Below are 18,463 nucleotides of genomic sequence, written 5' to 3' on the forward strand. Positions count from 1 at the left end.
ATAGCGCTGTCGACGCCGGGCTAGGGGCGCCGGCCGGTGGCCTTCCGCGCGTCCTCGATCAGCCCCTCGGCCACCTCGGCGGCGAGCAGGAACGGCAGGAAGCGGTTGCTCGGCGTCTCGTGGTCCCGGTAGCGGGCGAACGGCAGGAGCGAGGCGAACAGCGCCCACCGGTACTCCAGGTCCGTGAACGCCCAGTTCGGCTGCTCACAGCCCTTGAGGATGGCCCGCAGCCGCGTCACACAGGTCAGCACCCGCCGTACCTCGGGATCCGCCGTCTCCTGGATCGCCGGCTCCCACAGCGCCTCCCCGCTCAGCGCCTGCGCGAACCAGGGCCGGATCTCGGCCAGCTGCTCCGGCGTCCAGGCGAACGTCCGTGACCACAGGGCGGATTCGAGACGGGCGAAGTCCTTGCAGATGTGCCCGCGGTGGGTGGTCTCGAAGTCGATGATGTACAGGTCGGGTTCGGCCCGCTCCGTGCCGCCCACCAGGACGTTCTCGCAGTGCAGATCGCCGTGGGCGACACAGGTGAGGTACGAGCGGGTGGTCAGGCCCGCCTGGCGGTCGTACAGCAGCCATTCGAGCAGCTCGGCCGGGTCCTCCTGGGCCTCCTGGTCCTGCTGTGCGGGGTTCTCGGGCCCCTCCGGGAAGACCTCCGCGATGTGCGCCACCAGCCACAGCGGGTTGGTCAGCCCGGCGTCGCGGTCGTCGGCCAGCAGGCCGGCCCGGGACGTGGAGCCCTCGAACAGCGCCCCCAGGGTGCGGGGCCGCCAGGTGAGCCCGCCGTCGACGCCGAAGATCTCCGCGACCTCCGGGGTCACGAAGTGCTCCAGCTCGGTCCGGGCGTCCTTGCCCGGGACGTATTCGGTCCGCTCGTGGTCGTCGGGCCGCAGCGCCGGGTACTCGCCACGCAGGTCGCCCATGGCGCGGCTGGCGTTGCTCAGCCAGGGCCCGAGGGCTTCGAGCAGCAGATCGTCGACCACGCCCCCGAGGGTCTCCTCCTTGACGTCGTCGGACCGCACCAGCCACGCCCGCAGGGTGGTCGGCTCGTCGCGGTTGCGGAACACGTACGAGGTGAGGATGCCCTGGTAGCGCTGCCCGTTGCTGCTGTTGATGACGGTCGCGGTGGACACCGTGCACTTGCTCGACCGGTAGACCGGGTGCAGCAGCTCGCCGAACGCGTCGAAGTTCCGCTTCTCGCGCTGGACCTTGGTGGCCTCGTCGATCTTGAGGACGCCGATCGGGCCGAAGACGTTGGAGGCGAGGAAGGTCGGTACGGGCCGGTCGGCGAAGAGCGCGCCCTGCATCACGGCGCCGTTCGTCTTCGGCGCCAGCTCCACGGCCACGCCCTGCAGCAGCCGGTTGGGCAGCTGGACCACGGAGTCCCGTTCGGTCAGCGACATCGAGGTGGAGGCGGCGGCACCGGCCGCGCCCGGCTCCCAGGCGTTGCGGACCACCCGGACCGCGCGGGCGGCGGTGAGCATGGCGAGGGCGCGCTCCCGCCAGAACTCGCGGATCTCGTCCTTCGCCACCGGTCCGCCCAGGGCGGTGTAGTGGGGCCGGTACAGGGCGGCGAGCAGGCGCTCCAGGCCCTCGGCCTTCCAGTTGGAGAGGATCAGCAGGATGAAGGCGATGCTGTCCCAGTGCTCCGGTTCGCCCGCCCACTGCCTCAGCAGATGCTGCGCCCACTGCTCGGGAAGGAAGTAGCGGCCCGAGTCGTCGGGACGCTGAACCCGCGCGTGCCGCCTGGCCTCCCCCGGCAGCACCGGTTCGGGCCCGCGGACGAGCAGCTGGAACCCGACGGCGAGCCGTACCCACTGACAGACCTGGTTGACGCTGTCCAGGTGGTACTCCTGGAGTTCGCCGACGGCGACGAGCGAGGTCGCCTCGGAGACGGCGAGGAGATCCTCCCGGCGGGCGTTGTCGACCCGGTACTCGATCTGCAGGGTCTGCAGGTAGCCCAGGACGTCGGCCACGATCTGGTAGTCGTTCTCCGGCATGTGCCGCCGCAGGGAGACGTTCAGGAGCGCGGACGACAGCCATTGCAGCCGGATCCGCCGGCCGTCCGCCGCCGTCCCTCCACGGCCGTACGTGCGCAGGTCGCGGGCCGTGACATGGCGGGCCTCCTTCGCCCGCTCGTGCAGCGGCCCGTAGACGTCACTGGGAACGGAGGTCCCGGCGAGATGTTCCCTGAGCCGCTGCAGATCGTCTTTGAGCAGCGCCCCGAACCGCTCGGCCGCCGTCGGCGCGTTCCGGCGGAGCATCTCCACCACGTGCTCGCCGAAGGCGTCGATCAGGTCCTCGGCGGGCGTCTCGTCGGCCCCGCCGTCCCGCCACTCGGCGAGGAGCTGATCCCAGCTGACGTTCCGGTGGTGCTCCCGGAGCGCCGATCCCTCGGTCTCGCCGTCGTCGGAGTCGTCGTCGGCGGCGGTGCGCCGCCAGGCGGACGCCGAGCCGGCCTGGCGAGGCACGGGCGCGGAGGTCTGGGTGGGTGCGGAGGTCTGGGTGGTGGTCTGCGCGGAGGCCTGGGCGGCGCCCTCGTCCGAGGAGGGCTCGGCGGCCGGGGCCTGGGCCCCGTCCGAGGAGGGCGTCGGCGGGGTCTGCTCCGGCGGCTGCGGCTCCGGGAGGTCGAGCTGGGCCAGGTGCTCCTTGCACTTCGCGATCGACCCGGCGAACTGCGGCTGGTCGCGGAAGCCGTACAGCTTGATCGCTATGTCGAGGAGTCCTCGCGCCCGCTCCGGGTCCACCCTCATGTAGTGGTCCACGGCCACGGTGCGCGCCGTATTGGCGATCTTGAAAGCCGGTCCGACCATGTTGCCGCCGGCGAGCTCCTGCTCCGCCTCCGTCATGACTTCGCGCGACCTGGCGAACCGTGATTCGAGCCACGGTTCGGCGGCCAGGGCATCGCCCATGGCCTCGTCGACGGTCGTTAAACAGTGCTCGAATTCGTCCCGCGAGATGTATGGCGCCATTGCCATGCCCTTTCGTGCCGCTCGTGCCGCTCGTACTGCTTGCGCGCATAGGGTCGTTCGGCATGGATCTATCGCAGATCGTCGGTGGTACGGGAGGTGCCATTGCGCCACGCGCGCGTGAGCGGACGTGGCGGGGCTCGGGCGCGGCTCGACGGGGCCCGGGACGGGTCAGGACGCCGGGGTGAGGTCCTCGCGGAACCGCTTGTCACCTGCCAGGAAGGCCGACTGCGGCAGGACGACATGGGTCTGCGCCCGGCCTCGGGCGATCTCGACGCGGTTCACGCCGATCACCAGCTGCTCGTCGGCGTCGGCCGCCAGTTCGAGCAGCGCGTCCCGCAGCCGGACCGCCTCCGGCTTGTCCGGAACCAGGTCGTAGACGTCGAAGAAACGGATCTGCCGGTAGTTCTCCCCCGGCACCTTCAGCGGCCCGTCGATGACGCGGCGGGCTGACCGGAAACCGACCTCGCGGGCGAGCGGAATGAGTTCTTCATGGCCCACTTCGCCGAGTTCCTCGACGAGTTCGCGCCGCAGGCAGTCGGTCGCGGTCTCCCGGTCGGTCTCCTTGGACAGCCAGCGGGCGAAGCCCAGGACGCGCAGCGCGCCGAGGAAGCCGCGCAGGTCGTGCTTCATCACCTCGCGGTTGCGGCCCTCGGGCTCGAAGCCGAGCCGCTCCAGGGTCCGCTTGGCCGACTCCTGGTACTTCACGACGCCGCCGGGCGGGCCGAACGCGCCGGGCCGGTTGGCGGAGGCGAAGAGCACGAAGTGGTCCTCGTCGTACACGCGCAGCAGCACCGCCACCGAGACTCGCGCCCGCCCGAACGGCGTGAACAGCACCCACAGCAGCGAGAGATGCTTCCTGTTCGCCCACAACAGGCGCCCCACGCCCGTCAGCAGGGCCACGACGATGCCGCCAACGATCTTCTCGACCACGGGGCGCCCCCTCCGTCACACCACGACACGCCTCAATCCGGGTCCACCAATGTACGCGTGTCGGCGCCGACTTGGCGTGCCGATGCCAGCAGGTAGGGGACGTCGATCACGACCACGTTCTTCATGAAGAGCAGCCGGGCCTTCAGGCGCAGCGCGATCTGGTTGTGCAGCGGCTGCTCCCACCAGTGGCCGACGACGTACTCGGGGATGACGACGGAGACGACCGAGTCGGCCGTGCGCTGCGGGGCGTCGCGGATGTGGCGCAGGACGGGCTGGACGACGGATCGGTAGGGGGAGTTCAGGACGCGCAGCGGTACGTCGATGCCGTGGGCCTCCCACTGGGCGCCCAGCTCCTCCGCCTCGGCCGGGTCCTCGGCGACGGTGACGGCGGTGAGGGTGGCGGGCTTGAGGGTCTTGGCGTAGGAGACGGCGCGCAGGCTGGGGGCGTTGACAGAGCCGACGAGGACGAGGACGTGGTTCTCGGCGAGCGGACGGGGGCGGATGCCGGGCGCCACGGCGACTTCGGCGGCGACCGTGTCGTAATGCCGGCGCACGCCCTTCAGCGTGGCGAACAGCAGCGGCATCGCGAGGACGACGATCCAGGCGCCGTGGGTGAACTTGGTGACGAGCACGATGACCAGGACGACGGCGGTGAGGCAGGCGCCGAACGCGTTGATCGCCTGGCGGCGCCGGATCCGGCGCCGCTCGGACCGGTCGGGGTGCCCGGGGCGGCCGGCGGGCGTGGCGAGTTCTCGCCGCCAGTGCTTGACCATGCCCGACTGGGACAGGGTGAAGGAGACGAAGACGCCCAGGATGTAGAGCTGGATGAGCCGGGTGAGGTTGGCGTCGAAGGCGACGATCAGGGCGATCGCGGTGAGGGCGAGGAGCACGACTCCGTTGGAGTAGACGAGCCGGTCGCCGCGGTGGACGAGCTGACGGGGCGCGAAGCGGTCGCGGCCCAGGACGGAGGCGAGCATCGGGAAGCCGTTGAACGCGGTGTTGGCCGCGAGGACGAGGACGCCCGCGGTGACGGCCTGGAGGGCGTAGAAGAGGACGTGCCAGTCGCCGAAGGTGGCGCGGCCGATCTGGGCGAGCGCGGTGGAGGTCGGGGTGCCCGGCGCGAGCCCGAGTTCGGTCGGGTCCTCGGCGACGTGCACGTCGTAGACCATCGCGAGGGTGGTGATGCCGAAGAACATGGTCACGGACAGGCCGCCCATGACCGCGAGGGTGGTGGCGGCGTTGCGGCTCTTGGGTTTCTCGAAGGCGGGCACGCCGTTGCTGATCGCCTCGACGCCGGTGAGCGCCGTGCAGCCGGAGGCGAAGGCGCGCAGGCCGAGCAGCACGAGCGCGAGGCCGGAGTACGCGGGCACCGGGTGCACCGGCAGGTCGGCGGACTCGGCTCGGATGGGCGTGCCCGTCGCCATGCGGATCGCCGCGACCGCGAACATCAGATAGATCACGGCGACGAAGGCGTACGTGGGCAGGGCGAACCAGCGCCCGGACTCGCGCACCCCGCGCAGGTTGAGCCAGGCGAGCAGCGCGACGAAGGCCACGGACAGCAGGGTGGCGTGCCCGTCGAGCGCCGGCACCGCCGAGGTGATCGCGGCGACCCCGGAGACCACGGACACGGCGACCGTCATCACGTAGTCGATGAGCAGCGCGCTCGCCGCGATCAGGGCGGGCGTGGTCCCCAGGTTCTCGGCGGAGACCACATAGGCCCCGCCGCCGCCCGGGTAGGCGTGGCAGGTCTGCCGGTAGGAGGCAACGACCACGAGCAGCAGGATGACGATGCCGACCGCCGCGTACCAGGCCAGATGGAGTACGGCGAGGCCGCCGAGCGCGAGGATCAGCAGGATCTCCTCGGTGGCGTACGCGACGGACGAGAGCGGGTCGCTGCAGAAGATCGGCAGGGCGATCCGTTTCGGCAGAAGGGTCTCGCCGAGCCGTGCGCTGTCCAACGGACGTCCTACCAGCAGGCGTTTCGCCACGCTTCCAGCTCTCATAAGTGCTGAAGTTAGGACGAATCGGATGTAATGCGCGGAAGCCGCGCCCGCCTGCGCCCCCGACGAGGGGCCACCGAGGAAGGACCCGATGTGCTCAGCAGCCCCGTGCGCCCCATGAAGATCGGCGAGGTCGCGGCCCGGACGGAACTGTCCCTGCGCACCATCCGCCAGTACGAGGACAGCGGCCTGGTCGTCCCGTCCGCGTCCTCCGAGGGCGGCTTCCCGCTCTACACCGACGCCGACGTCGCCCGCCTGATGGTGATCCGCCGCATGAAGCCCCTCGGCTTCACCCTCGACGAGACCCGCGAGCTCCTCGACGCCGTCGACCGCCTCACGGCCGACACCCCCGACACCCCCCACGAACTCGACCCCACCACCCGCGCCATCCTCGTCGCCCGCGTCCGCGGCTACGAACACGCGGCGACGGAACGCGTCGCCGAACTCCGCGCCCAGCTGGCGAGGGCTGAGGAATTCGCGGGGTCGCTGCGGGCGCGGGTGCCGTAGGGAGGCTCGGCGCGGGGGGCGGGGGGGCTCAGACGTCCGGGGCCTCCAGAGCGACCGTCAGGTCCTGGAAGGAGCGGGCGACGGCCTGCGGGCTCGGCGGGGTCTCCGGGTTCCAGGGGGTGAGGTGGGCGCCCGGCGGGACGGCGTGCGGAGGGGTCGCGTTGGCGCGGCTGTCGAAGAGGACCAGGTCGGGGGCGAGGTCCAGCGCGTACTCCCAGTCGGTGGTCAGCCAGTTCGCGCCCGGGCCCGGACCGGGGTCGAGGAGACGGACGCCCAGTTCGGCGAGGCGGGCCAGCTCCGGCCAGGCCTCGGGGCGGGCCAGGTGGACCTGGTCGGGGCCCGCGCCCGAGAGGGCGAGGACGCGCAGGGCGCTGCGGCCGGCGGCGGCCCGCAGCGCGGCCTCCGCGTCGGCCCCCCGGGCCGTGGCAGAGCCCGCCGCACCCAGCGAACCGGCCAGCTCACCGAAGCGCGCCACGATCGCCGCCAGCGTCAGCTCGTTGCCGACGGACAGCGCGACCAGCGGCGCCCCCAGCCCCTCCGCGAGCGCCTCGTCGAGCGCGTACGGGCTCTTGCCGTCGTACGTCACGTCCGCCACCAGGTCGATCCCGCCGGGCCCGCACAGCTCCCGTATCCGCTCCTCGGTCAGCGTCCGCCCCGGCCCCAGGTACGGCACCCCCGCCGCCGCGAGCCCGCCCGCCTTCACCGGGTCGAGGCGCTCCCCGTCGTGCCCGGAGCCGTAGACCGCGACCGGCCGCACCCCCAGGTCGAGCAGGGCGGCCCCGGCCCGTACGTACGCGAGGACCCGCTCCGGGCGGCGCGCGGCCGTCAGGCCCGTACCCCGGTCGTCCGTGAAACCCCATGCACCCGTGCTCGTACCTGTCGCGTCCGACATGCGGCTGCTCCCTCCCCGGCCGGAAATCTCCGTCCCCGACACCTTGGGACGGTTCCGAGGCCCGCACAAGAGGGCCTGGGCGGGGCGGGACGGGGCAAGGCGGGGGCGGGACTTCGGTCCCGGGACCCCCTGCCGAAAGACCCCCAGGGTGGTGTTAACTGAACGGGTCGGGAGGAAGCAGCAGGAATCGCGTCTTCGGAGTCAGCCATGACCTTGCCCGGCCAGTTCTCGGACCCCCGCGTCCTCACCCTCTTCGGCCTGCTCGCCGTCTCGGCGGCCGTATGGGTCGCCCTGGGCCTGCGCGCCCGCACCCGCCGCGAGCGCCCGCTCGCCCCGCTGGACCGCGTGTGGCACCCGCAGGAGACGATCCCGCTCACACCGGCCGAGGAACGGGCCTTCGGGCAGGTCGTCTCCCGCCTGTCGGTCGGCGCGGCGGGCCGGATCCGCTAGGCGACCCGCGCGCCAGTAGGCCTAGTAGGCCTTCGTCTCCGGGTCGCGCCCCGTCAGCGCGAGCAGCCGCTCGAAGGGCGTCGGGCCCGCGCCCGAACCGTCGCCGTCCGGAAGCCGTACCTCCGGGCCGAAGACCCCCATCTTCCGGGCCGTCGGCGCCATCCGCGCCACCTCCCCCGCCAGCTCGGCGACGACCGCCGCGTCCGGCTCGAAGGACCGGCCGGTCGCCCGGGCCAGGTCCCAGATGTGCACGGTCAGATCGAGCAGCACCATCGCGCCGACCGTCCGCGCGGGCATGTCCATGGCGCCGGTCGTGCCCTCCTCCGCGCCGGGCTCGCCCCAGGCGGCGACCAGCCTCGCGGTCTCCGTCTCGAAGCGCGCCCGCCAGTCCGGCTCCGCGAGCCGCGCCGGGTCGGGGCCGGCGAAGTCGGAGGGCTGCTTGGCGGCGAGCAGGGTGAAGTTCTCGACCACCCGGAAGAGGTGGTCGAGCAGCCCGCGCACGTCGTACTCGGCGCAGGGCGTGGGCGCGCCCAGGTCCGCGTCGGCGGTGCCGCGCACCATGGGCACGGCGTGCGCCGCGGCGATCCCGAGCAGTTCGGCGAGCGGGGGATTCCGGGTGCCGGCTTCGTACGTCATGGGACCGACGCTAGGCGGCGAGAACCGGCTCTTCTTGAAGAAACGCGCCAGGCCGGAACCCGGCGCCTAGCATGCGAAGCATGACGACCGCCTCCGGACCAGGACCAGAGCAAGGGCAGGGGCAAGGGCAGGGGCAGGGACCGGGGCAGGGACCGGGGCCCCGGCGTGACACCCGGGGGATCGTCGACGCCGCCGAGCTGCTGGCCCGGGTCCGCTTCCGGCGGCACCTGCCGGCGCCCGAGCTCCGCCCGTATCTGGAGCACTACTGGCTGATCGACTGGGACCTCACGGAGCCGTACGCCTCGCACGTCGTCCCGCACCCCTCCGTGAACGTGGTCTTCGAGCGCCACGCGCGGCCGGGCGGTCCGACGGACTCCGCCGGGGACTCGGCCAGGGACTCCGCCGTGGTGTCCGGCATCGGTCTGGAGCTGTTCACCAAGGAGCTGACCGGCACCGGCCGGGTCTGCGGCGTGCAGTTCCGGCCGGGCGGCTTCCGCCCGTTCGCGCCCGCGTGGCCGGTGTCGCACTGGACGGGCCGGATCGCCCCGCTGGCGGAGGCGTTCCCGGAAGCGGAGGACGAGGGACCGGACGACGAACCGGCCGCCCGGGTCCTCTCCCCCGCCGGGGACCACGCGCGCGTGGCGGCGCTCGACGCGTTCCTGCTGGCGCACGGCCCGGTCCCCGACCCGGCGGCCGAGGAGGCGATGGCCCTGGTGGACCTGGTCCGTACGGACCGGGGCATGCGCCGGGTGTCCACGCTCGCCCGGGCGGCCGGCCTTTCGCCGCGCTCGCTGCAGCGCCTCTTCGCCTCCCACGTGGGCGTCGGCCCGAAGTGGGTCATCCTCCGCTACCGCATCCACGAGGCCCTGGAGCGCGCCGAGACCGGCGCCCCCGCCGAGACCCCGGACTGGGCCGGGCTCGCCGCCGACCTCGGCTACAGCGACCAGGCCCATCTCGTACGGGACTTCACGGCCACGGTCGGGGTGCCGCCGACCGCGTACGCGCGGGCGTTGTCAGCGGCCTGACCTACGGTGTCGTCATGGAGATCGGCGAGAGCGGCGAGAGCAGCGAGAGCAGCACGGGTGTCCGGCTCGTCCCGTGGTCGGACGAGGACGGCGGGCTGCTCCGGGCGGTGAACGCACCGGAGTTGATGGGGCATCTGGGCGGCCCGGAGAGCGAGGAACAGCTCGTCGTCCGCCAGCGGCGGTACGTGGAGCTGAGCGCCGCCGCCGACCGCCCCGGGTGCATGTTCCGGGTCGAGGTGCTTCCGGAGGGGCGGCCGGCCGGTTCGGTCGGCTTCTGGGAGTCGTCCTGGGAGGGCGAGCCGGTGTACGAGACGGGCTGGACCGTCCTGCCCGGGTTCCAGGGCCGGGGCGTGGCCACCGCCGCGACGCTCGCGGTGATCGAGCGCGCGCGGGCGGAGGGCCGGTTCCGGTCGCTGTTCGCCTTCCCCTCGACGGACAACGCGCCGTCGAACGCGGTGTGCCGCAAGGCGGGCTTCACCCTGCTCGGGGAGCGGGACTACGAGTACCCGCCGGGCCACCCGATACGGTGCAACGCCTGGCGCCTCGACCTGGAGCAGGGCCGGGCCCCTACGGCAGGGGCTTGAGCTCCCGGGCGAAGTTGAAGGCGACGATGTCGAGGCGTTCGCGCAGGTAGAAGCGGTGGGCGGCGGTGCGGTGGGTGCCGGAGTCCAGGTTGAGCTCGTAGCAGCCGGCCGCGCGGGCGTGGCCCTCCAGGTGGGCGATCATCGCGTGGCCGACGCCGCCGGAGCGGGCGTTCTCGCTGGTCACGAGGTCGTCCACGTACAGCTTCTTGACCGCGCTGGTGTTGATGACGATCCGCCAGCCGGCGACTCCGACGCAGGCGCCGGCGCCCTCGCCATCGCCATCGCCGTCCGCGCCGTCGTCCGCGTAGGCGGCGCTGAAGCGCAGGCCCTGGGCGTGGCCGGTGGCGTAGATGTCGCGGAACAGCTCGGGGGTGAGGTGCGGGCGCAGCTCGCGGAGCACGGGCAGCAGCTCGGCCTCCAGGCGCGGGTCGCCGGGTTCCAGGTCGATGATCTTCATGCCGGGACCGTACCCCGGGGCCCGGTCCCGCGCCCTGGTCCGGGGCGGCGGGGCGGAATTGCCTGGCAGGGCGGGTGCGGGCGGTGACATTCTGGCTCCGTGAACGGACCGGAGATCCAGATCGCCTTCGCCCCCGGCCTGCGCCTCTTCGTCGCGGCCGACCGCCGCGCGGGGTACAGCACCGTGACCACGGACGGCGCCTCGTCGCTCGGACACGTCGTGGAGTCGCTGGGCGTTCCGCTGACCGAGGCCGGACGGCTGCTCGTGGACGGGCGCCCGGTGGATCCGTCGCACGTGCCGGCGGCCGGCGAGACGATCGAGGTGGAGGGGGTCGAGCGGCCCCAGCCGGTGCCCGGCGCGCCGCTCCGCTTCCTGCTCGACGTGCACCTGGGGACGCTGGCCCGCCGGCTGCGGCTGCTCGGCGTCGACGCGGCGTACGAGAGCGAGGACATCGGCGATCCGGCGCTCGCCGCGCTGTCCGCGAAGGAGCGGCGGGTGATGCTGTCCCGGGACCGCGGGCTGCTGCGCCGCCGCGAACTGTGGGCGGGCGCCTACGTCTACAGCGACCGGCCGGACGACCAGCTGCGGGACGTACTGGAGCGCTTCGCGCCGCCGCTCGCGCCGTGGACCCGCTGCACGGCGTGCAACGGGCCGCTGACGGAGACCGACAAGGACGCGGTGCGCGAGCGCCTGGAGAAGGGCACGGAGAACACGTACGACGTGTTCGCGCAGTGCACCGAGTGCGGGCGGATCTACTGGCGGGGCGCCCATCACGCGCGCCTGGAGGCGATCGTGACGGACGCGGTCCGCGAGTTCGGCGGCGCGTCGGCGGCACCGCGCTCCTGACCCTGACCCGTACCGCCGGAGGTTCTACGGGGCCTCGGCCGTCAGATAGCGCTGGATCGTCGGGCCGAGCCAGGCGACGACGTCCGCGCGGTCCATCTCGGCGACGGGCCGGAACCGCAGCACATAGCGGGTGAGCGCCATGCCGAGGATCTGCGAGGCGACGAGCCCGGCGCGGCGCGGCGCGTCGGCGGAGTCGGGGCAGACGCCCGCGACGAAGGGGCCGATCTGTTCGGCGAAGAGCTGCTGCATGCGCTCGGCGCCGCTGTCGTTGGTGACGGCGACCCGCAGCAGCCCGGTCAGCACGTCGTCGCGCTCCCAGCGGTCCAGGAAGTGCTCGACCATGGCCGGGCCGATGTGCCGGGTGGGCATCGAGCCGAGCTCGGGAAGGTCCAGCTCGATGATGGAGGCGGCGGCGAACAGCCCCTCCTTGTTGCCGTAGTAGCGCATGACCATCGACGGGTCGATCCCGGCGTCCTTGGCGATGGCGCGGATGGTCGCGCGCTCGTAGCCGTCGGCGGCGAAGCGCTCGCGAGCGGCGTCGAGGATCGCGGCGCGGGTGGCGTCGGAGCGTCGTGCGGTCGTCATGTCCACAAGTGTAGGCCTACAGGCGTTGACATTGCGATGCGGACGGGTCTACCTTTGCCTACAAGCGTTGACCCACAAGCGTTGGCCTACAGCCGTTGGCCGACGCTCGGGCGACGGGCATCGGACACGGACGACCGCAGGCACCCCCTGGAGGCAGCGATGAGCACCACGGGCACCACGCACGGCACGGCCACGAACCACGACGCCACCCCCTCTCCCGACCCCACTCCCGACCCCACTCCCGCCGCCACTCCCGCCCACGACACGGACGTGCTCGTCGTCGGCGCCGGGCCCACCGGGCTGCTGCTCGCCGGGGACCTGGCCGCCGCCGGGCTGAAGGTCACGGTCGTCGAGCGGCGGCCCGCCGGCCGCTCCAACCTGACCCGCGCCTTCGCCGTCCACGCCCGCACCCTGGAGCAGCTCGACGCCCGTGGCCTCGCCGACGAGCTGATCGCCACCGGCACGACGATCAGCGCCCTGCGCCTCTTCGGACAGCTCTCCCTCGACCTCTCCGGACTCCAGACCCGCTTCCCCTTCCTGCTCATCACCCCGCAGTACGAGGTGGAGCACCTGCTCGAACGGCGCGCGCTGTCCGCCGGAGTGGACTTCCGGTACGGGACGGAGCTGCACGCCCTGCGCCAGGACGCCGACGGCGTCACCGCCGAGCTCACCGGCCCCGACGGGGCGGACGAGGCCGACGGAGCCGACGGGACCGACGGGATCCACGGGCCGGTCACCGTACGGGCGCGCTATCTGGTGGGCACCGACGGCGTGCGCAGCGCGGTCCGCACCGCGCTCGGGCTGCCGTTCCCCGGCGCCTCGGTGATCCGCTCGATCGTCCTCGCGGACGTGCGCCTCGACGAGGAGCCCGACAAGCTGCTCACCGTGGCCGCCTCGCCGTCCGGGGACACCTTCGCCTTCCTCGCCCCGTTCGGCGACGGCTGGTACCGGGTGATGGGCTGGGACCGGCGCCGCCAGGTCGCCGACGACGAGCCGGTGGAGCTCGACGAGCTCCGGAGCATCGCCCGCCGGGCCCTGGGCCGGGACTACGGCATGCGCGACGCGCGCTGGATCTCCCGCTTCCACAGCGACGAGCGCCAGGCCCCCGCCTACCGCGCCGGCCGGGTCTTCCTCGCCGGCGACGCCGCCCACGTGCACTCCCCCGCCGGCGGCCAGGGCATGAACACCGGCCTCCAGGACGCCGCCAACCTCTCCTGGCGGCTCGCCGCCGTGCTGCGGGGGACGGCCCGCGACCCCGAGGCCGTCCTCGACGGCTACCAGACCGAGCGGCACCCGATCGGCGCCCGCGTACTGCGCACCAGCGGCGCCATCGTCCGGCTCGCCATGGCGCACACCCCGCTCCAGCGGTTCGGCCGGAACCTCGCCACCCGGGTGATCGGCTCCGTCCGCCCGGTCGCCGACCGGGCGATCGGCCAGATCAGCGGCATCGGCATCGGCTACGGCCCCGGGACCCGCCGGGTCCCCGACCTGAAGCTGCGCGAGGGCCGGCTGCACGAGCTCCTCCGGGCCGGCCAGTTCGTCCTGGTCACCCCCGAGGACCCCGAGGGCGCCACCCCGGACCTTCCCGGCACGGCCCCGGTCACCGACGGCGGCCTGATCCGCGCCACCTGGGCCAACCCGGCCCGCCGCGACACCCTCCTGGTCCGCCCCGACGGCTACACGACCGCACTGTAAGGACGGTCGGCGATGTCGAAAGCAGGAGACCGTTCAGAAGACGTACGGGTCGCCCGTCGCGAGGACCAGGACATGGTGACGGTCGTTGCGCGGATTGCGGTCGGCGGCGCCGTCGCGCCAGACCGTGCGGATGTCCACGGTCAGCTCCTCGGGGCGGCCCGCCGTCCGCAGGGAGAGCGCGATCTCGTCGGCCGCGCCGGCCGCCCGCAGCTCACCCGTACGGCAGGAGATCACCCGGTCGCTGCTCCACAGACAGGCCGCCGGCAGCTCCTGGCCGCCCGCCATCGGGGCGGAGAAGGCGAGCCGGACGGTCGCCTGGTGGACGTCCGAGGGGCCGTGGTTCTCGCTGACCAGCCAGACGCCCAATTCCCCGTCCCACAGGGAGACATGGCCGTGGTGGGCCAGGTCCGCCTCGCCCCCGGCCGCCCCGGCTCCGACCGCGGCCCCGGTGCCGGTCCCGGCCACCAGGGCAGCCGTCAGGGTCACGCCGAGCAGCACCTTGCGCATCGCACTCATGCCCCGAAGATACCGATTACTCCGCATATATTCTGACTACCCGTCAGTACCGCCCGGCCGCGTGTCCCGCCCGTGACACCCTGCCCCCATGCTCATCGCCCGCTCCGCCGCCCTGTTCGTCGTCGCCGCCCTCTTCGAGATCGGCGGCGCCTGGCTCGTCTGGCAGGGCGTCCGCGAACACCGCGGCTGGGCCTGGATCGGCGCCGGAGTCATCGCCCTCGGGCTCTACGGCTTCGTCGCCACCCTCCAGCCCGATGCCGAGTTCGGCCGCATCCTCGCCGCCTACGGCGGCGTGTTCGTCGCCGGATCGCTCGCCTGGGGCATGGTCGCCGACAGCTACCGGCCCGACCGCTGGGACGTCACCGGAGTGCTGATCTGCCTGGCCGGCATGGCCGTGATCATGTGGGCCCCACGCGGCCGCTGACCAGCCCCCCGCCTATCCTGACCACGCCGGCCACCAGGCCCACCGACCACCCGCGCGAGGAGTCCGTCATGACCGCCCCCGGCAAGCCCATCGCCGTCGTCACCGGAGCGAGCAGCGGCATCGGCGCGGCCACCGCCCGACAGCTCGCCGCCGCCGGCTACCGCGTCGTCCTCACCGCCCGCCGCAAGGACCGCATCGAGGCCCTCGCCGCCGAGCTCACCGAGGCCGGCCACCAGGCCACCGCCTACGCCCTCGACGTCACCGACCGGGCCGCCGTCGACGAGTTCGCCACCGCCTTCCGCACCCTCGCGGTCCTCGTCAACAACGCCGGCGGCGCCCTCGGCGCCGACCCCGTCGCCACCGGCGACCCCGACGACTGGCGCCGCATGTACGAGGTCAACGTCATCGGCACGCTCAACCTCACCCAGGCCCTGCTCCCCGCGCTCACCGCGAGCGGCGACGGCACGGTGGTCGTCGTCTCCTCCACCGCCGGCCACTCCACCTACGAGGGCGGCGCCGGCTACGTCGCCGCCAAGAACGGCGCCCGCGTCCTCGCCGAGACCCTCCGCCTAGAGATCGTCGGCACCCCGGTCCGCGTCATCGAGGTCGCCCCCGGCATGGTCCGCACCGAGGAGTTCGCCACCACCCGCTTCCGCGGCGACACCGAGAAGGCCGCCAAGGTCTACGCGGGCGTCGCGGAGCCGCTCACCGCGGACGACGTCGCCGACACCATCACCTGGGCCTGCACCCGCCCCCCGCACGTCAACATCGACCTCCTGGTCGTCCGCCCCCGCGCCCAGGCCTCCAACACCAAGGTCCACCGCGAGCTCTGACCGCTCCCGGAGCGCCGCCAGGCCCCGCGGCGCTCCGGCTGCTTCACTGACGGCATGCCCTTCGAACGCTACGGCGTGCTCTCGGGAACCGTGTACCGCCACTACCGCGACCAGCCCGACGACCAGGGCCGCTGGTTCCACATCCACGTGGAGGTGGACGCCCCCGCCGGGCGCTACCAGTGCGCGATCGACGTCGACAGCCACCAGTCCAACGTCGGCGTCGAGTGGAAGACCCTCACCCTGGACGCCCACACCCTCGGCCAGGCCGCGGCCCTCACCCCCGGCTACCACGACCTCGCCCCCAGCCCGGACTCCGGCGCCCTCGACTACCTCCGCCACCCGCCCCTGGTCGACCACTCCGGCGTCCTCTTCCAACGCCGCCCGCCCACCTGGCTCGAGGAACTCCTCGACCTCCTGGGCTCCCACCCCTGGCAGGCCGGCACCAACCTCGACGCCGCCACCGCCCTCGAACCCCTCCTCGCCCCCGGCCGCCCCATCCTCGTCTTCGGCGAACCCTTCGACGACGACCCCCCGGGCGACCTCGGCATGCACAACATCCACCAGAACCAGGGCGACCCCGCCGGCTCCCAGTGGTGGCCCGAAAACGGCATCTGGCAGGACGGCGCCACGGCCACCCGCCGCCCCGACGGCCGCTACGACGTCTTCCTGAACAAGTTCTCCAGCCAAGCGGCCCACACGAACATCCTCGGCCACCCGGCGAACTGACCCGTTCGGGTGAATCCCCCCGAAAGCCCCAACGCCACCCGAACGCCCGACCTACGGTCGAAACAACTCCATACAGCAACGGCCCTCGGCCGGGACTGCAATCCCGACCGAGGGCCTCACCATCAGGAAGGCTGAGACTTCCCATGGCTGAACACGACCCTAGCGCGCCAACGCTCTTCGACCTCGACGCGCCCGCCAGTTCCTTCATGGACCTGGAAAACCCCGACTACGCGTACATGTTCGGCTTCCTCCAGGCGGACGGACACCTGCAAGCGGGCATCGGCCGCAAGGGCAAACTCACCGTCGAAATCAACGCGCGCGACATCGCGATCCTGGAAGAATTCCAGCGCCTCACGCCGTACAACAGCAGCATCACCCAGCGCACCCGGGCGACGAACTTCGCCGAGGTCAGCCACACGGCCACCTGGGCCCTCTGCGCCTTGGAAGCCCGTACGAGGCTCAACGACCTCGGCATCCCCTACGGCCGCAAGTCGAAGCGCATCACACCGCCCCGCGTGCCGTTCTCCCGGCCCGACTACATCCGAGGCCTCATCGACGCGGACGGCTCTGTGGGCTTCACCAAGGACGGCCATCCGTTCATCAGCCTCACCACCCAGAGCACTGCCATCGCGGTGTACCTGTGCCACTACACGAACCGCACCCTCGGCATCCGGAAAATCCCTGGCCGCAACAAGCGCGACGCCGCGTACAACGTCGTGTACCTGCGGGAAGGAGCCGTCGCCCTCGCTCAGCACCTCTACACGCCGGGCGCACTTGCCCTGGAACGGAAGCAGCTGGCAGCAGGCGATGTCAGCGCCTGGGAGCGCCCCACGGACACGCCACCGCCCCGCCAGGTACGCACCTGGACACTGCTGGAAGACAACATTCTGCTGAGCTCGGCAACGATCGAAGAAGCCGCCAGCGCCCTCGGCCGGACCTACCAGTCCTGCAACTTGCGCCGCTGGCGCCTGCTGAAGAAGAACTAGCCCCCCGCATCACGCGAAGAGGGCCGATGCGCACGCATCGGCCCTCTTTTCGGCATCGTGCCTCAGCCCTTCACGTTCACGACCTGCTTCAGCTTCGCGACCACCTCGACCAGGTCCCGCTGCTGCTCCATCACCTTCTCAATCGGCTTGTACGCGCCGGGGATCTCGTCCAGCACACCCGAGTCCTTCCGGCACTCCACACCACGGGTCTGCTCCTCCAGGTCCCTGGTCGTGAACCGTCGCTTCGCCTCGCTGCGGCTCATGCGGCGGCCCGCACCGTGCGAGGCCGAATTGAACGCGGCCTCGTTGCCGAGTCCCTTCACGATGAACGAACTGGTGCCCATGGAGCCCGGGATGATGCCGAACTCTCCCGAGCCGGCCCGGATCGCGCCCTTGCGGGTGACGAGCAGGTCCATTCCCTCGTACTGCTCCTCTGCCACGTAGTTGTGGTGGCAGGAGATGACCTGCTCGAAGGTGACCTTCGCCTTGCGGAACTCTCGCCGCATAACCTCCTGCAGCAGCGCCATCATGACGGCCCGGTTGTACTTCGCGTACTCCTGCGCCCAGTAGAGATCGTTACGGTAAGCGGCCATCTGCGGAGTGTCCGAGACGAACACGGCGAGGTCGCGATCGACCAGACCCTGATTGTGAGGCAGCTTCTGCGCGACACCGATGTGGTACTCGGCGAGCTCCTTGCCGATGTTGCGGGAGCCGGAGTGCAGCATCAGCCAGACCGAACATGACTCATCAAGACAGACTTCAATCAGATGATTTCCTCCGCCGAGCGTTCCCATCTGCTTTTCTGCTCGATCACGAACGAATTTGACCGGTTCCGCCACGTAGTCGAACCGCGACCAGAAGTCGCCCCACCCCGCCGTCGGGAACTGGAACAGCCGGGCCGGGTCCACCGCCGCGCGGTGCATGCCGCGGCCGACCGGGATGGCCTGCTCGATCTTGGAGCGGAGGCGGGAGAGGTCGCCCGGGAGGTCGTTCGCGGTGAGGGAGGTCTTGACGGCCGACATGCCGCAGCCGATGTCCACGCCCACCGCCGCCGGGCACACCGCGTCGCGCATCGCGATGACGGAGCCGACCGTCGCGCCCTTGCCGTAGTGCACGTCGGGCATCACGGCGAGGCCCTTGATCCAGGGGAGCGTCGCGACGTTCTGGAGCTGGCGCATCGCGCCGTCCTCGACGGAGCCCGGATCGGTCCACATGCGGATGGGTACCTTCGCGCCCGGTACCTCTACGTACGACATACTCCCTCGATTCCCCCGATAAGCCTGATAACGCAAAAACCGGAACCAAAGCCCGTACAGGTGACTGCGGACCGGCATCGACGGCTGTGCTTGCGATACACATTGTGTTCATCGCGCCAGGCGGCGCGGCAATCGGTTTTCGGGGG

Annotated in this window: 19 protein-coding genes; 10 read left to right on the plus strand and 9 right to left on the minus strand. The window is 72.1% G+C overall.

The annotated features are described in order from the left end of the window. Positions 1–20 precede the first annotated feature (20 nt). The 3 genes from JAO84_RS15165 to JAO84_RS15175 all read right to left on the minus strand — a co-directional run bounded on the left by JAO84_RS15165 (position 21) and on the right by JAO84_RS15175 (position 5,902). Positions 21–2,975: a hypothetical protein gene (locus JAO84_RS15165; RefSeq protein ID WP_370413366.1), complete on the minus strand. Its 2,955-nt coding sequence runs from the start codon at positions 2,973–2,975 to the stop codon at positions 21–23. Between the two features lie 162 nt (positions 2,976–3,137). Beyond that, positions 3,138–3,899, minus strand: coding sequence for a hypothetical protein (locus JAO84_RS15170; RefSeq protein WP_370413367.1), 762 nt, complete (start codon positions 3,897–3,899; stop codon positions 3,138–3,140). 32 nt (positions 3,900–3,931) lie between these two features. Then, entirely contained in the window at positions 3,932–5,902 is a 1,971-nt protein-coding gene (locus tag JAO84_RS15175) for an APC family permease (protein WP_370413368.1), read from the minus strand. A gap of 114 nt (positions 5,903–6,016) precedes the next feature. Here JAO84_RS15175 and JAO84_RS15180 point away from each other — a divergent pair, with 114 nt between their 5' ends. Then, positions 6,017–6,406 carry a MerR family transcriptional regulator gene (locus JAO84_RS15180; protein WP_370416769.1) on the plus strand — a complete coding sequence of 130 codons (390 nt, stop codon included), beginning with the start codon at positions 6,017–6,019 and terminating at the stop codon, positions 6,404–6,406. A gap of 28 nt (positions 6,407–6,434) precedes the next feature. On the opposite strand, the gene JAO84_RS15185 is transcribed toward JAO84_RS15180, so the two are convergent. Continuing rightward, positions 6,435–7,298 (minus strand): ABC transporter substrate-binding protein, encoded by an 864-nt coding sequence (locus JAO84_RS15185; RefSeq protein WP_370413369.1) that lies wholly within the window; start codon positions 7,296–7,298, stop codon positions 6,435–6,437. Between the two features lie 207 nt (positions 7,299–7,505). Here JAO84_RS15185 and JAO84_RS15190 point away from each other — a divergent pair, with 207 nt between their 5' ends. Continuing rightward, entirely contained in the window at positions 7,506–7,748 is a 243-nt protein-coding gene (locus tag JAO84_RS15190) for a hypothetical protein (RefSeq protein WP_265866431.1), read from the plus strand. 21 nt (positions 7,749–7,769) lie between these two features. Here the strand turns inward: JAO84_RS15190 and JAO84_RS15195 are convergent, their stop codons facing one another. Beyond that, positions 7,770–8,384 (minus strand): TIGR03086 family metal-binding protein, encoded by a 615-nt coding sequence (locus JAO84_RS15195; RefSeq protein WP_370413370.1) that lies wholly within the window; start codon positions 8,382–8,384, stop codon positions 7,770–7,772. 80 nt (positions 8,385–8,464) lie between these two features. Here JAO84_RS15195 and JAO84_RS15200 point away from each other — a divergent pair, with 80 nt between their 5' ends. Both JAO84_RS15200 and JAO84_RS15205 read left to right on the plus strand, forming a co-directional pair. Then, positions 8,465–9,409 carry a DUF6597 domain-containing transcriptional factor gene (locus JAO84_RS15200; protein ID WP_370413371.1) on the plus strand — a complete coding sequence of 315 codons (945 nt, stop codon included), beginning with the start codon at positions 8,465–8,467 and terminating at the stop codon, positions 9,407–9,409. Between the two features lie 14 nt (positions 9,410–9,423). After that, positions 9,424–9,993, plus strand: coding sequence for a GNAT family N-acetyltransferase (locus JAO84_RS15205; protein ID WP_370413372.1), 570 nt, complete (start codon positions 9,424–9,426; stop codon positions 9,991–9,993). Here the strand turns inward: JAO84_RS15205 and JAO84_RS15210 are convergent. After that, positions 9,977–10,450, minus strand: a complete 474-nt coding sequence (locus JAO84_RS15210; protein WP_370413373.1) for a GNAT family N-acetyltransferase — start codon at positions 10,448–10,450, stop codon at positions 9,977–9,979. The genes JAO84_RS15205 and JAO84_RS15210 overlap by 17 nt on opposite strands. Before the next feature lie 99 nt (positions 10,451–10,549). On the opposite strand from JAO84_RS15210, the gene JAO84_RS15215 reads away from it, so the two are divergent. Then, on the plus strand, positions 10,550–11,296 hold the full coding sequence (locus tag JAO84_RS15215; RefSeq protein WP_370413374.1) for a Mut7-C RNAse domain-containing protein: 747 nt from the start codon (positions 10,550–10,552) through the stop codon (positions 11,294–11,296). A 24-nt stretch (positions 11,297–11,320) separates the two neighbouring features. On the opposite strand, the gene JAO84_RS15220 is transcribed toward JAO84_RS15215, so the two are convergent. Continuing rightward, positions 11,321–11,881: a TetR family transcriptional regulator gene (locus JAO84_RS15220; protein ID WP_370413375.1), complete on the minus strand. Its 561-nt coding sequence runs from the start codon at positions 11,879–11,881 to the stop codon at positions 11,321–11,323. 159 nt (positions 11,882–12,040) lie between these two features. On the opposite strand from JAO84_RS15220, the gene JAO84_RS15225 reads away from it, so the two are divergent. Next, positions 12,041–13,576 (plus strand): FAD-dependent oxidoreductase, encoded by a 1,536-nt coding sequence (locus JAO84_RS15225; RefSeq protein ID WP_370413376.1) that lies wholly within the window; start codon positions 12,041–12,043, stop codon positions 13,574–13,576. 33 nt (positions 13,577–13,609) lie between these two features. Here JAO84_RS15225 and JAO84_RS15230 read toward each other — a convergent pair whose 3' ends face one another. Next, positions 13,610–14,092, minus strand: coding sequence for a hypothetical protein (locus JAO84_RS15230; protein WP_370413377.1), 483 nt, complete (start codon positions 14,090–14,092; stop codon positions 13,610–13,612). An 88-nt stretch (positions 14,093–14,180) separates the two neighbouring features. Between JAO84_RS15230 and JAO84_RS15235 the strand changes: the two genes are divergently transcribed. The 4 genes from JAO84_RS15235 to JAO84_RS15250 all read left to right on the plus strand — a co-directional run bounded on the left by JAO84_RS15235 (position 14,181) and on the right by JAO84_RS15250 (position 17,061). Beyond that, positions 14,181–14,516 (plus strand): YnfA family protein, encoded by a 336-nt coding sequence (locus JAO84_RS15235; protein ID WP_370413378.1) that lies wholly within the window; start codon positions 14,181–14,183, stop codon positions 14,514–14,516. 68 nt (positions 14,517–14,584) lie between these two features. Continuing rightward, positions 14,585–15,349 (plus strand): SDR family NAD(P)-dependent oxidoreductase, encoded by a 765-nt coding sequence (locus JAO84_RS15240; RefSeq protein WP_265866441.1) that lies wholly within the window; start codon positions 14,585–14,587, stop codon positions 15,347–15,349. Between the two features lie 54 nt (positions 15,350–15,403). Next, a complete protein-coding gene (locus tag JAO84_RS15245; RefSeq protein ID WP_370413379.1) occupies positions 15,404–16,075 on the plus strand; it encodes a DUF2278 family protein in 672 nt (223 codons plus the stop codon). Between the two features lie 143 nt (positions 16,076–16,218). After that, positions 16,219–17,061, plus strand: a complete 843-nt coding sequence (locus JAO84_RS15250; protein WP_370413380.1) for an LAGLIDADG family homing endonuclease — start codon at positions 16,219–16,221, stop codon at positions 17,059–17,061. A 62-nt stretch (positions 17,062–17,123) separates the two neighbouring features. Here JAO84_RS15250 and JAO84_RS15255 read toward each other — a convergent pair whose 3' ends face one another. Then, positions 17,124–18,317 carry an RtcB family protein gene (locus tag JAO84_RS15255; protein ID WP_370416770.1) on the minus strand — a complete coding sequence of 398 codons (1,194 nt, stop codon included), beginning with the start codon at positions 18,315–18,317 and terminating at the stop codon, positions 17,124–17,126. Between the last annotated feature and the right edge of the window lie 146 nt (positions 18,318–18,463).

Source organism: Streptomyces fradiae, assembly GCF_041270065.1.
Classification (GTDB): domain Bacteria; phylum Actinomycetota; class Actinomycetes; order Streptomycetales; family Streptomycetaceae; genus Streptomyces.

Coding starts and splice junctions, on each gene's coding strand:
- JAO84_RS15230 (WP_370413377.1), bottom strand. CDS start 14,092: ATGAGTGCGATGCGCAAGGTGCTGCTCGGCGTGACCCTGACGGCTGCC.
- JAO84_RS15250 (WP_370413380.1), top strand. CDS start 16,219: ATGGCTGAACACGACCCTAGCGCGCCAACGCTCTTCGACCTCGACGCG.
- JAO84_RS15195 (WP_370413370.1), bottom strand. CDS start 8,384: ATGACGTACGAAGCCGGCACCCGGAATCCCCCGCTCGCCGAACTGCTC.
- JAO84_RS15200 (WP_370413371.1), top strand. CDS start 8,465: ATGACGACCGCCTCCGGACCAGGACCAGAGCAAGGGCAGGGGCAAGGG.
- JAO84_RS15255 (WP_370416770.1), bottom strand. CDS start 18,317: ATGTCGTACGTAGAGGTACCGGGCGCGAAGGTACCCATCCGCATGTGG.
- JAO84_RS15185 (WP_370413369.1), bottom strand. CDS start 7,298: ATGTCGGACGCGACAGGTACGAGCACGGGTGCATGGGGTTTCACGGAC.
- JAO84_RS15180 (WP_370416769.1), top strand. CDS start 6,017: ATGAAGATCGGCGAGGTCGCGGCCCGGACGGAACTGTCCCTGCGCACC.
- JAO84_RS15190 (WP_265866431.1), top strand. CDS start 7,506: ATGACCTTGCCCGGCCAGTTCTCGGACCCCCGCGTCCTCACCCTCTTC.
- JAO84_RS15210 (WP_370413373.1), bottom strand. CDS start 10,450: ATGAAGATCATCGACCTGGAACCCGGCGACCCGCGCCTGGAGGCCGAG.
- JAO84_RS15240 (WP_265866441.1), top strand. CDS start 14,585: ATGACCGCCCCCGGCAAGCCCATCGCCGTCGTCACCGGAGCGAGCAGC.
- JAO84_RS15225 (WP_370413376.1), top strand. CDS start 12,041: ATGAGCACCACGGGCACCACGCACGGCACGGCCACGAACCACGACGCC.
- JAO84_RS15235 (WP_370413378.1), top strand. CDS start 14,181: ATGCTCATCGCCCGCTCCGCCGCCCTGTTCGTCGTCGCCGCCCTCTTC.
- JAO84_RS15165 (WP_370413366.1), bottom strand. CDS start 2,975: ATGGCAATGGCGCCATACATCTCGCGGGACGAATTCGAGCACTGTTTA.
- JAO84_RS15220 (WP_370413375.1), bottom strand. CDS start 11,881: ATGACGACCGCACGACGCTCCGACGCCACCCGCGCCGCGATCCTCGAC.
- JAO84_RS15245 (WP_370413379.1), top strand. CDS start 15,404: ATGCCCTTCGAACGCTACGGCGTGCTCTCGGGAACCGTGTACCGCCAC.
- JAO84_RS15175 (WP_370413368.1), bottom strand. CDS start 5,902: ATGAGAGCTGGAAGCGTGGCGAAACGCCTGCTGGTAGGACGTCCGTTG.
- JAO84_RS15205 (WP_370413372.1), top strand. CDS start 9,424: ATGGAGATCGGCGAGAGCGGCGAGAGCAGCGAGAGCAGCACGGGTGTC.